We start from the raw sequence: 12,469 nt of genomic DNA on the forward strand, positions 1-12,469 counted from the left end.
CTACGTGCGGCGGGAGAGTTTTTGCTTAGCCAGCCATACCGCGCCCAGCCTCCCCGCCTGGTTACCCAGCTCGCAGGGCAGAATGGGCACCTTGAGCGCCTCCCACTCCTCGAATCGCTGCAGGTACTTATCGAGCAGGAGATAGATTTTCTCCTGCTCGCTTACCCCGCCGCCAATCAGCACTGCCTGTGGATCGAACATCGAGATTACGCTGTAAACGCCGCGCGAGAGGCAATGGGCCCACTCCTCAATGGCCTCACGCAGATGCACGTCGCTCTCCATGCGTTTAAACAGTTCCTCGCCGTCAGGCATCTCTTCTTCTGATACGGCCAGCGCGCGGCGGCAGGCTTTCATCAGGCCGCTGGCCGACGCCACGTCATGCATGGGTTCGCCGTTATTACCGACGGGCAGCACGCCAAATTCGCCGGCGCGGTAATGCGACCCGCGATAAAGATCGCCTTCCATTACAATCCCGCCACCGATGCCCGTGCCGATGGTGATGCAGACGAAATGCTCGTAGTCCTTACCCGCGCCCTGCCAGCGCTCGCCCAGCGCCGCACAGTTGGCGTCGTTTTCCACGGTGACGGGAAGGTCGGTCAGCCCGGCGAAGAGTTCGCACAGGTTTTCACCATCGAGATAATCGAGCGCGCCCGCTTTTGCCGCTTCGCCGCTGTGGTGGTTAATATGGCCGGGAAAGCTCACGCCGATACCGACGATGTCGTGTTCGTCCTGATACGCTTCAACTACCGCTTTCCACTTCTTTTTGAAGGTGTTTTTATCCTCAGGAGTATCGTACTCGTCCGTCGTCAGCTCCTTGCCATTTTCATCAATCACGCCGTGTTTGATGTGGGTTCCGCCTACGTCAAAACCGATAAACAGCTGCATCGCATTGTTCCTCATGAGCCCTTGAGCTGTTAAGTATGGCTCAGTGGCAGGAACGAAACGTAAAGTACGGTAATCCGTGATACGGCTCGTAAACCCGTCACCCACTGGCGAGAAAACCGCCAGCCGGGACTACCCTTGTTGTACACCAACAGCAAGGAGACGGTCATGACAAACAATCCTCCCTCTTCGCGTATCCAACCCGGCGAGTACGGTTTTCCCCTCAAGCTGAAGCCCCGTTATGACAATTTTATCGGCGGCGACTGGGTGGCCCCCGTCGACGGCGAATACTATTCCAACCTGACGCCCGTTACCGGCCAGCCGCTGTGCGAGATTGCCAGCTCCGGCAAGCGGGATATCGATTTGGCGCTGGATGCGGCGCACAAAGCGAAAGATAAATGGGGCCATACCTCCGTTCAGGAGCGCGCGGCCATTTTGTTCAAAATCGCCGACCGGATGGAGCAGAACCTGGAGCTGCTGGCGACGGCGGAAACCTGGGATAACGGCAAGCCGATCCGGGAAACGATGGCGGCAGACGTGCCGCTGGCTATCGACCACTTCCGCTATTTTGCCTCCTGTATTCGCGCGCAGGAGGGCGGAATAAGCGAGGTAGATAGCGACACCGTGGCGTACCACTTCCACGAGCCGCTGGGTGTCGTCGGGCAAATTATTCCGTGGAACTTCCCGCTGCTGATGGCGAGCTGGAAAATGGCACCCGCGCTGGCCGCCGGGAACTGCATTGTGCTTAAACCGGCGCGTTTAACCCCGCTCTCTGTCCTGCTGCTGATGGAAATTGTTGCCGATCTTCTGCCGCCGGGGGTGATTAACGTGGTGAACGGCGCGGGCGGTGAGATAGGGGAATATCTGGCCACCTCAAAACGGATCGCTAAAGTGGCGTTTACCGGGTCGACGGAAGTGGGCCAGCAGATTATGCAGTACGCCACGCAAAACATCATTCCGGTGACCCTGGAGCTGGGCGGGAAGTCCCCGAACATCTTCTTCGCGGACGTGATGGAGGAAGAGGACGCTTTCTTCGACAAGGCGCTGGAAGGGTTTGCGCTGTTTGCCTTTAACCAGGGCGAAGTCTGCACCTGCCCAAGCCGCGCGCTGGTGCAGGAGTCCATCTACGAGCGCTTTATGGAGCGGGCCATTCGCCGCGTCGAGTCTATCCGCAGCGGTAACCCGCTCGATAACGTTACGCAGATGGGGGCGCAGGTCTCGCATGGCCAGCTGGAGACTATCCTCAACTACATCGATATCGGCAAGAAGGAAGGGGCGGATATCCTGACCGGCGGTCGCCGTAAGGTGCTCGGCGGAGATCTGCAGGAAGGGTATTACCTTGAGCCGACGATCCTGTTCGGGCAGAACAACATGCGCGTCTTCCAGGAGGAGATCTTCGGACCGGTGCTGGCGGTGACTACCTTCAAAACGATGGAGGAGGCGCTGGAGATTGCCAACGACACGCCGTATGGCCTGGGGGCGGGAGTCTGGAGCCGTAACGGTAATCTGGCCTATAAAATGGGCAGGGGTATACAGGCGGGACGCGTATGGACCAACTGCTACCACGCCTATCCGGCTCACGCGGCATTTGGCGGGTATAAGCAGTCGGGCATCGGGCGTGAAACGCACAAGATGATGCTGGAGCATTACCAGCAGACGAAATGTCTGCTTGTCAGTTACTCCGATAAACCGCTGGGGCTATTCTAACCACCCAGTTCAGGCCGTCCATGGACGGCCTGAGCAATTTGCTGGCGCAGGCAGTTGAGGACACCATCCAGAACATATTGTACGCGCCAGGGCTGATATTCGCGCTTGCGGAAGATGGCGGTCAGATCGAGCCACCACTCTTCCTGATGCGGGAAACAGGGGACCAGCGTGCCTTGCGTTAATTCTTTCTTCAGGCTTTCTTTCGGCGCGAACACAATGCCAAGGTTATTTCTTGCCAGCTCCAGGGCCGTCTGGGTATTGTCGCAAATATAGTTTCCGGTTACCCGATAATCATGCACATCATCACTGCCATGCATGCGAAAACGCCAGATGTTGGCGTCATCGACCAGCATGGAGTCGATCAGAATACAGGAGTGATTAATTAAATCTTCAGGTCCGGTTAAAGGATGTTTATTTAAATATTCCTGGGTTGCGAATGCAGTGACGGAATATTTTGCTAACACGCTGGCGACCAGACTTTCATCTTTTGGCTGAGCATAGGTAATTAAAATATCACAGTCATCCGGGAAGGACACACCTTCTGAATATTCGTTGCGGTCCAGGTTGTAGGTTTTCAGGGAAATACGAATGTCCCCGATGTCCTTTATCTGGTGGATCACGTGGCGCGCGAGATAGGTCACAATGCCCGTTGGGGCGTAAATTGTGACTTTTCCACGCTTTTCATGCTTATAATCGGCAATGAAATTAATGAGTTGTGTGTTTTTGTCCAGCGTGGCGTCGACATAAGGGAGTAATGCTTCACCGAACTGCGTCAGAGCGAGCTGGCGGGTCGTGCGCTCAAAAACCTTAAGCCCAACCCGCGTTTCAAAATCCGAGAGATATTTACTGACGTTGGCCTGCGCCATGCCCAGCAGGGCGGCGGCATCACCAATGCTGTGGGTGGCTGCGATGACGGAGATTATTTTTAACTCGCGTGGCTTTAGCTGTAATTTATTCATCATGCGCACCCATCTATATGGTTTTATATATAATATTATATAAACTGCAGCGTTGCACAGGCAAATTTGTAACCATTATTATTCGCCCCGTTTATTTGGCGTATAAATGGATTACTTCACATGACTATTAAATACAATTTACTGATTGCTGCCACGTTATTTGCAACCTCTTCTGCAATGGCCGGTGATTTTTCACTTGGTGCGGGGGCCGTATTTAATGAGTCTCCTTATAAAGGCTATAACGAAAATACCACCGCGGTGCCGTTAATTAGCTATGAGAGCGATCGCTTCTATGTTCGCCAGACCACGGGCGGATGGATCCTGTGGAAAGACGCAAAAAATGAACTCAGCCTGACCGCATCCTGGATGCCGCTGCATTTTGATCCGGATGATAACGACGACCACCAGATGAAGCAGCTTGATGAGCGTAAAGCCTCTGCGTTCCTCGGCGGTGCGTACTACCGCCACGAAAGCTGGGGTTCTCTGAAAGTGGCGGTCTCAGGCGATGCCACGGATGAAAGCGGCGGCGTGGTGGGCGAGGTATCCTACTTCCGTCCAATCAGGATGGAGCGTTTGACCCTGACGCCTTCTGTCGGTGTTTTTTACAGCGACGAGAGCTATAACGACTACTACTACGGCGTATCCGGCAGCGAGTCACGCCGCTCAGGGCTGGATCAATACACCGCCGGTGACAGCTGGACGCCCTACGTTGGTCTGGTAGCTAAATATCAGTTAACCCAGAAGCTGTACCTCAACGCCAGCGCCGTCTACACCGTGTTGCCTGATGACGTGAAGAACAGCCCGATGATCGACCGCGATGATAGCTTCGCGCTAATGACCGGCCTGACCTGGCGCTTCTGATGGGGTAAAGCCGGGCGACGGTGTTGCCTTGCCCGGCCTACGATCTTGCCTGCATTTTTATCTGCAATACAACGTATTCCTTTTTCATTTCTCGATGCTTCTTCCTGTTCCGCCAAAACACGGCTGCACTGATGTTCCTTATGCGCTAATGTGATTCGACCCGATAGTAATGGTGTGTATCATGTGTATAATCATGGAAGGACTGGGATGTGAAAAGTGCGGATGTCATTACCGTTCTGATCGGCCACGGCTGGAAATGTGTCAGAACGAAAGGAAGCCATCATCAGTTTCGCCATCCCGAACAGAAAGGGCTGGTTACTGTCCCACATCCTAAGAAGGATATTAAACCGGGCACGCTCGCGCAGATATGGCGGCAGGCGGGAATTAAACACTGATATCAGGAGTAGTTATGTTTTATCCGGCTTACATTCATTCTGACACCGACGGTAGCGCCAGCGGCTTTTTTCCTGACGTTCCAGGCTGTTTTTTTGCAGGTGATTCCCTGGACGACGCTTTTCAGGATGCACGTGAGGCGCTCACCGCGCACTTCGAAGAGCTGTTTGAAATGGATGAAGCATTGCCTCTTCCGGGGAATGTCGAAGTGCACCTTGAAAATCACCCTGACGACTTCACGGGCGGGCAATGGTTGCTGGTGGATATTAATATGAAGCAGTTTGACGGCAGAGCCGAGCGTATCAACATCACGATGCCTCGACGTTTGCTGGTAAAGATTGATTCCTTTGTCAGCGAGCATCCTCAGTTCGGTAATCGAAGCGCATTTCTGGCTGAGGCAGCACGTCGCGTGCTGCCTGGGTAAAAATTAATTATATAGAGCCGCTGTTGCTTTAAGGATATCTGCAAAGGAATAGATATCATCGACTGTCGATATAGGGTGACGTGTTTCGTTTTTTTCTATGTCGAAAAGTCCGATGTATTTTTGCGTACGATTAAAATGCAATCGGCAAATTGGTTTGCGGTTGTTATCATCCACAAGAATGCCAAAATAGCTTTTGGTATCTCTGTGAGTGATACGTGGTGCCTCTAGTACTGCTCTGGTAATTGCTTTAACAATATGATATCCCTCAAGTTCCTCTAGCGTTGTTATCACATCGCTTTCATCTTTATGGTCATCTTCTTCAATATGCGATGGCTCATTTGATGTTTCGGTAATCGCTGGGGTTATACCCGTAATGGCAGACTTAAGTCGCTCATTAACTTGATCATTTATGTACTGACTTGCAGCCTTTTTAGTTAAATTTAAAAATGAATCTCTGACTTTTTGCGTCAGAATTCCATCATAAACCCTGGATGCAAAAAATTTCACAAAATCATCTTCGGGATTATTAAGCTGAGAGTGAAGGATTTTTTTGATTTGGCTAACATATTTTAACTCACCAGCAGCATTGATAATTGATTCGAGATCAAATGAAGATTTAGTTAGTTTCTTTAATTCAGGTATTATATTTTCGTCAATATCAAGTAGATCGACTTCCAAAAATGGTTTTTCGTCCATTTTGTTTGGTGCGTCAAGGTCAGTGAAAAATTTATAATTTTGACCATTGGTAAGAATTGAAATCCTTGCGTTTGTTACGTGAAAATATCTGAATAACTGTGACGCATGATTTATATTTAATGGTTCGCCAATTTTTTTACATTCAATAAGTATTTGTACGTCATTGTTTTTCATTATGGCGTAATCGATTTTTTCTCCTTTTTTTGTGCCAATATCACAGACAAATTCAGGTGTTACCTCTGAAGGATCAAAAACATCGTAGCCCAGGACATTATGAATGAATGGCATTACAAATGCAGTTTTTGTTCCTTCTTCAGTATTTATTACATCAATTTGTTGTTTTATTTTATTTGATAAGGCATTTAATCTTTCAGTGAATTCCATGGGATAACCTTATTTTTAGCTGTGTGTCTTTATGGAATAACACTAAAATGTGTACTAGACAATGGTATGCTGAGATGATGGACACCAAAAAAAACAATACCGAGGGTTAGATCACATTGTCTTTCGATTGATAATAAATCACAGAGCTCGGCATCACCGAGCTCGATAAAAATATTATATATTATGAAAATTAGTATTACCCTTATTTATGCTTCATCCACCCATATCCGCATTTCCCCTTCTCCCCGGTTAGCCCAGCTAAACCAGGGAATAAAGGTCAACGTACGGGGCTGACGCTGTACCGGCGAGCGGTCGTACTGCCACAGCGCATCCGTTTCCTTTGCCTGGCACCCAATCCCCTCAGCCTGTATCAGCATCTTATGCGCGAAAATGCCTTTGCCTTCATACACCCGGAACTCGCTATCTCGGGGCAAGGAGAGGTTATGCAGGTTGGCGCCGTTATCAGCTTCTTCCAGGCAGTAAACCAGCGGCCCGCGCTGTAGCGCGACTTTACCCGCCTGCTGGCGCACCTGGGGGTTACCGTACACGCGGCGGACCGGCATCGGTAGCGTCAGGGTCAGGGTGTCGCCTTCCTGCCAGCGGCGGTTGAGGTAGAGGTATCCGCGTGACGCTTCACCGGTCATGGCTTCGCCATTCAGCGAAACGGTAGGCTCCGCGCACCAGTCCGGCAGCCTGAGTGCCAGCGTGTGGGTGACCGGAACCGGCGAGGTGATTTCGATCTTCACCTGCTCCTGCCACGGATAGTTACCGCTAATGCGCAGCTGTAGGGTGTTATCGCCCACCGGAATGGCGACGTCGTTCCCCACGTACAGGTTTATCAGCAGCGCATCCGGGCGAACGGTATAAATGTAGTGCCCCAGCGAGGTCAGCACGCGGGCGATATTCGGCGGGCAGCAGGCGCAGCCGAACCAGCGCTGACGCACCGGCTTCACGTGGTCATAGATATGGTTAAAGGCCAGCGTTTTCGGATGCACTTCCAGTGGATTGACATAAAAGAAATGCTTACCGTCCAGCGCCATCCCGCCCAGCACCGTGTTGTACAGCGCGCGCTCCATCACGTCGGCGTAGTGGCCGTCTGCCTCCATCTCCAGCATCCGGCGGGCGAACATCATCAGGCCGATTGAGGCGCAGCTTTCGGCGTACACCGTATCGTTGGGCAGATCGTAATCGCTGCTGAACGCCTCGCCGCTGCTCTGCGAGCCAATCCCGCCGGTAATGTACAGCTGGCGCTGCGCCATGTTGTTCCACAGACGCAGACAGTCCCGGCGTTTACCTTCGTCGTTGCTCAGGCGCGCCAGATGCGCCATGCCCGCCATCAGATAGACGAAACGCACGGCATGGCCGATGGCCGTTTGTTGTTCCGCAAGGGGCAGATGCGCCTGGCTGTAGGCTTTGTCCTTGACCATCCACGCCGGACCATAGGTGTTCCAGTAAGATGTTTTGCCGCGCTTCTCGTATTCGCTATCGTAGAAGTGAGGCTGCGCGCCGCGTTCTTCAATAAAGTATTTCACCAGATTGAGATAACGCGGCTCCTGCGTGACGTCGTACAGCCGCATCAGCGCCAGCTCGATTACCGGGTGACCAGGGTAACCGTGTAGCTGTGTTTCTCCCGGGCCAAACACGCTGTCGATATGGTCCGCCAGCCTGCACACCACGTCCAGCAGGCGACGTTTTCCGGTTCCCTGGAAATACGCCACGCCCGCTTCAATCATATGCCCGGCGCAGTACAGCTCGTGGCATTCGGCCAGATTCGTCCAGCGTTCCTCGGGGGCTTTTACCGTGAAGTAGGTGTTGAGGTAGCCATCTTCACACTGCGCCGCCGCGACCAGCTCAATCACCTCGTCGGCGGTTTTTTCCAGTGCTGCATCCGGCTTCTGGCACAGCGACCACGCCACGGCTTCGAGCCATTTCGCCACGTCGCTGTCCTGAAATACCATCCCGTAAAACTCCCCCCGTTCCAGCCCGGCCGCGATGCGGAAGTTGGCGATGGCGTGGCTGGGTTCGGCCTCCGCCACGCGGTCGTTAAGCGCATCCCACTGGTAAGGGATCACCACGTCACGGACCAGCCGTTGATATTGCCCGAGAAACGGATCGTTGATTTTCAGCTGGTGCAGGTCGGGTTCCATTATGGACATAGCGTTCTCCTCAGGACGGTACGTGACGCTGGCGCAGGTCGGTGGAAATGCGCGACATCATTGGGTTATTAAGCCTGCACCAGCGGATAGCGACCGCCAGCAGCAGGTGGAAAAAGGCAGGCAGCAGCGTCTCCATGGCGGTGATGCCGTGCAGTGAGGCTGGCGTCTGGTTGCCCGCGCCTGGCTGATAGGCCACGGCAATAAACACCAGGCTGATAAGCCCGGCGCTGGACGCCCACGCAAGCTTGATGAAAAACAGGTTGAAGGCGAAGTTCATGCCCGACGAACGCACGCCGGTTTTCCACTCGCCGTAGTCATCGGCAAAGGCCATTAGCGAGAAGTGCAGCGGCAGGGTGAAGCCCAGGATCACGCCGTTGCTTAAAATGACGATCAGCCATAGCGTCTGGTGCGCCGGGCCACCCGGCAGAAACCACATGCCCACCGCAAGCGCAGCGAGCACCAGGTTGGTGTAGTAGTAGAGTTTGACGGTATCAATACGGCGCGACAGCGGGCTGACGATCACTGCGCCCAGAATAGCGGCAAAGGTCACCATGGTGAAAAACAGCGAGGTGTACGCCGTGCTGCCCTGAAGCACGTAGGTGATAAAGTACATATATCCACCGCCGCGAATGTTGAAGACGTTGATCAGCAGAAACGACATCAACAACATCAGCAGCAGCTGATCGTTTTTACGCAGGCCCGCCAGGTGCTCGCGCAGGGTGAATTTGCCCATCAGCGCCAGCGGAACGCGTTCGCGAACCCAGAAGAAGCAGCACAAGAACATCACCACGGCGATAGCGCACAGCACGCCAACGCCCAGTTGATAACCCTTCGCGGTATCGCCCTGACCCAGCTCCGCTACCAGCCACGGCAGGCCAACGGAGACCAGAAAGCCCGCCACGCCGCACAGCACAAAGCGCCAGGACTGGCAGGCGATCACCTCGTTGTGGCGGGTGGTCATGGTGTTAATCAGCGCGCAGTAGGGCACGTTGATGGCGGTATAGCCCACGGACAATAGCAAATAGGTGCCGAACGCCCAGGCGATTTTCACGCCCATGCTGGCTTCCGGAACGGTGAAGGTCATTACGCCGATAATGCCTATTGGGACGGCGACCCACAGCTGCCAGGGACGAAATCGGCCCCAGCGGCTCTGCGTGCGGTCAGCAATGACGCCCATCACCGGATCGGAAATGGCGTCAAACACGCGAAGGGCAATAAACAGCGTGCCCACCAGCGCAGGGGTGAGACCAAATACATCGGTATAGAAAAAGGTCAGAAAGTTCATGATCAGGCAGGTAATCACCGTGCCGCCCGCATCGCCCAGGCCGTAGCCCATTTTCTCGCGGACGGACAGCCGGTCATCGACTTTCTGTTTTGCAGCGTCTGCGTCTGTAATCGGTGTGGAAGTCATGAAGTAACTCCTCGGAGATCGAATTTATTATCGTATTTATGCTGGGTACCTCTTTATTCTGCATCGAACGGGAAGGCCAACAAGGGAAGGGAAAAGTATAAAAAGGTGACGATTCCGACCTGATGATAAAAATGTGATTCCGATCGGACAGATATTTTAATATTGATTAATAATCAACGGGTAAGTCGAATATTAACGACAATAAAAGCGGAATGGTGAATATCCATGCTCGAATTATCCATAGCGCTTCCGGTTAAGGTTCAAAATGGCGGGCTATTTATCTCCCGCGGAGTGGGCCGGCACCCTGCGCGAAAATTAACATCGTGGGAGATTATTTTTGTCGAAAAAGGGACTTTAACGATCCAGGAAGAAAATCATGTTTTTGATGTTAATGCGGGAGAGAGTTTGTTGCTCTGGCCGCAGCGTCGGCATGTGGGCGTGGAGGATTTCCCGGCGGACCTGCGCTTTTACTGGCTGCATTTTGAGGTGGAGCCGCAAGATCCAACGTTACCCAACGCTGCTCCTCTGGCAATAGAACAACACTGCCGCGTAAGGGATGCGGAATATGTGATTGCGCTCTTTCGTCAATTCCTCAGCGAGCAGGAGAAATTACGGCGTAGCCTGGCGCTGGAGATGATTTTATTATTGATTTTACAGCAGGTGTCGAACTCTTCAGGATATGAAGACAGCGCAGATCAGGCCGGCGCGGCGATGGCATGGAAGGCAAAACAGCTTATTCGCACGCAGTTTCATTTACCGATATCCACCTCGCAGCTGGCAAAAGCGTTGCACTGTAATGCAGATTATCTCGGGCGCGTCTTTCGCCGGACTTTCCATTTAACCCTGACGGAGGCGATACATCGCCAGCGCGTCAGGGCGGCGGAAAAACTCCTGCTCAACGACGCTGCGTCATTAACTGAGGTCGCAGCGCGCTGCGGCTTTAACGACGTGGGATATTTCCGACAGATATTTTCGAAGCATACCGGGTTAACCCCCGCCGTCTGGAAACGGCGGTACTGTAAGGAGCATATTAATTCCGGTTGATTACTGCCCGTAATAGGCGTTCGCCCCGTGCTTGCGCAGATAATGCTTGTCCAGCAGCGCCTGCTGCATAGCCGGTAACTGTGGTGCGAGCTGGCGTGAGAACAGGCCCATATAGGCGCACTCTTCCAGCACGACGGCATTGTGGACCGCATCGGCAGCGTCTTTGCCCCAGGCGAACGGGCCGTGGGAGTGAACCAGTACCGCCGGGACCTGCATTGGGCTGAGATCGCGCTCCTCGAAGGTTTTAATGATCACTTCGCCCGTCTGGTATTCGTATTCCCCGGCAATTTCTGCCGTGGTCATCAGCCGCGTGCAGGGGATCGCTCCGTAGAAATAGTCTGCGTGCGTCGTGCCCCAGGCGGGTAAATCCTGTCCCGCCTGCGACCAGATGGTGGCGTGGCGGGAATGGGTATGTACGATGCCGCCAATCTCCGGATAACGGCGATACAGTGCCAGATGGGTTGGTGTGTCAGAGGAGGGTTTTTTACTGCCTTCGACCACCAGGCCGGTGGCAATGTTCACCACCACCATATCCTCTGCCGTCATCACGTCGTACTCCACGCCGGACGGCTTGATGACCATCATGCCGCTTTCGCGATCTATTGCGCTGACGTTGCCCCAGGTAAAGGTCACCAGCTGGTGGGCTGGCAGCGCCAGGTTTGCCGCCAGTACCTCGGTTTTCAGTTGTTCTAACATGTCATGCCTCCTTCCTGCATACGGGCTTCAATCCAGCGGCGTGCCTGGATAATCTCCAGCACCGGCTCTTTGGCTTTTTCGGTCCACATTTCAATCAGAAACGCGCCGCGATAGTTCAGCTTATTCAACGTGTTAAACACGCCGACAAAATCGACGCAGCCATCGCCAAACGATACATCGCGGAACTGTCCGGGGCTTTGCGCGGTAACGGGTTGGGTATCTTTCAAGTGAATAGCCGCAATGCGGTCAATGCCCAGCGTCAGTTCGGCGGTAACGTCGTTACCCCACGCGCTCAGGTTGCCAACGTCCGGGTAAACGCTGAACCACGGCGAGGCGAGCATGCTGTCCCACTTTTTCCACTTGCTGATGGAATTCATAAATGCGGTATCCATGATCTCGACCGCCAGCATCACCTGTGCGGCGGCGGCCTGCTCGACGGCCCATGCCAGTCCTTCGGCAAAACGTTGTTGAGTACCTTCATCGTGCTCTTCGTAATAGACGTCATAACCCGCAAGCTGAATGGTGCGAATACCTAAGTCGCGTGCCAGCCTGATGGCTTTGGTCATGATCTCACGGGCGCGCTGGCGCACCGTTTCGTCGCGGCTGCCGAACGGGAAGCGACGGTGGGCAGACAAGCACATAGAAGGGATAGACACCCCGGTTTCCAGCATCGCTTCAACCAGAGAGGCGCGCTGCGTGGTACTCCACTCAAGGCGCGATAAACGCTCGTCGGTTTCATCAACCGACATCTCAACGAAATCGAATCCGCAGCTCTTCGCCAGGACCAGGCGTTCCGGCCAGGAGAGATCTTTCGGCAGCGCTTTTTCATAAATACCTAACGGATGCTGACGCATGG

General features: G+C 53.6%; 12 protein-coding genes. 5 read left to right on the top strand and 7 right to left on the bottom strand.

What is annotated here, in order from left to right; all coding sequences use genetic code 11:
• Positions 1-885, bottom strand: a complete 885-nt coding sequence (locus APT89_RS07650) for an ROK family protein (protein WP_028015053.1) — start codon at positions 883-885, stop codon at positions 1-3.
• A 165-nt stretch (positions 886-1,050) separates the two neighbouring features.
• On the opposite strand from APT89_RS07650, the gene aldB reads away from it, so the two are divergent.
• Positions 1,051-2,589 carry an aldehyde dehydrogenase AldB gene (aldB, locus tag APT89_RS07655; protein ID WP_041911639.1) on the top strand — a complete coding sequence of 513 codons (1,539 nt, stop codon included), beginning with the start codon at positions 1,051-1,053 and terminating at the stop codon, positions 2,587-2,589.
• On the opposite strand, the gene APT89_RS07660 is transcribed toward aldB, so the two are convergent.
• Positions 2,586-3,551 (bottom strand): LysR family transcriptional regulator, encoded by a 966-nt coding sequence (locus tag APT89_RS07660; RefSeq protein ID WP_060572005.1) that lies wholly within the window; start codon positions 3,549-3,551, stop codon positions 2,586-2,588. The two genes, aldB and APT89_RS07660, sit on opposite strands and share 4 nt — an antisense overlap.
• A 117-nt stretch (positions 3,552-3,668) precedes the next feature.
• On the opposite strand from APT89_RS07660, the gene APT89_RS07665 reads away from it, so the two are divergent.
• The 3 genes from APT89_RS07665 (at position 3,669) to APT89_RS07670 (ending at position 5,226) form a co-directional block, all read left to right on the top strand.
• Entirely contained in the window at positions 3,669-4,409 is a 741-nt protein-coding gene (locus APT89_RS07665; RefSeq protein ID WP_060572006.1) for a MipA/OmpV family protein, read from the top strand.
• A 209-nt stretch (positions 4,410-4,618) separates the two neighbouring features.
• On the top strand, positions 4,619-4,804 hold the full coding sequence (locus APT89_RS23250) for a type II toxin-antitoxin system HicA family toxin (protein ID WP_041911637.1): 186 nt from the start codon (positions 4,619-4,621) through the stop codon (positions 4,802-4,804).
• 14 nt (positions 4,805-4,818) lie between these two features.
• On the top strand, positions 4,819-5,226 hold the full coding sequence (locus tag APT89_RS07670; protein WP_060572007.1) for a type II toxin-antitoxin system HicB family antitoxin: 408 nt from the start codon (positions 4,819-4,821) through the stop codon (positions 5,224-5,226).
• 3 nt (positions 5,227-5,229) lie between these two features.
• On the opposite strand, the gene APT89_RS07675 is transcribed toward APT89_RS07670, so the two are convergent.
• From APT89_RS07675 to APT89_RS07685, 3 genes are all read right to left on the bottom strand, one after another.
• Positions 5,230-6,306, bottom strand: a complete 1,077-nt coding sequence (locus APT89_RS07675; RefSeq protein WP_060572008.1) for a type I restriction endonuclease — start codon at positions 6,304-6,306, stop codon at positions 5,230-5,232.
• A gap of 206 nt (positions 6,307-6,512) precedes the next feature.
• On the bottom strand, positions 6,513-8,462 hold the full coding sequence (locus APT89_RS07680; RefSeq protein WP_060572009.1) for a glycoside hydrolase family 127 protein: 1,950 nt from the start codon (positions 8,460-8,462) through the stop codon (positions 6,513-6,515).
• Positions 8,463-8,472: 10 nt separating this feature from the next.
• Entirely contained in the window at positions 8,473-9,873 is a 1,401-nt protein-coding gene (locus APT89_RS07685; RefSeq protein ID WP_060572010.1) for an MFS transporter, read from the bottom strand.
• Positions 9,874-10,098: 225 nt separating this feature from the next.
• Here APT89_RS07685 and APT89_RS07690 point away from each other — a divergent pair, with 225 nt between their 5' ends.
• Positions 10,099-10,917 (top strand): helix-turn-helix domain-containing protein, encoded by an 819-nt coding sequence (locus APT89_RS07690; protein WP_045260037.1) that lies wholly within the window; start codon positions 10,099-10,101, stop codon positions 10,915-10,917.
• On the opposite strand, the gene araD is transcribed toward APT89_RS07690, so the two are convergent.
• Both araD and APT89_RS07700 read right to left on the bottom strand, forming a co-directional pair.
• Positions 10,918-11,613 (bottom strand): L-ribulose-5-phosphate 4-epimerase, encoded by a 696-nt coding sequence (araD, locus tag APT89_RS07695; protein ID WP_041911632.1) that lies wholly within the window; start codon positions 11,611-11,613, stop codon positions 10,918-10,920. It abuts the gene before it with no gap.
• A complete protein-coding gene (locus APT89_RS07700) occupies positions 11,607-12,467 on the bottom strand; it encodes an L-ribulose-5-phosphate 3-epimerase (protein ID WP_060572011.1) in 861 nt (286 codons plus the stop codon). The genes araD and APT89_RS07700 overlap by 7 nt, the downstream gene beginning before the upstream one ends.
• Between the last annotated feature and the right edge of the window lie 2 nt (positions 12,468-12,469).

The organism is Enterobacter sp. 50588862 (genome assembly GCF_001462935.1).
Taxonomy (GTDB): domain Bacteria; phylum Pseudomonadota; class Gammaproteobacteria; order Enterobacterales; family Enterobacteriaceae; genus Enterobacter; species Enterobacter bugandensis.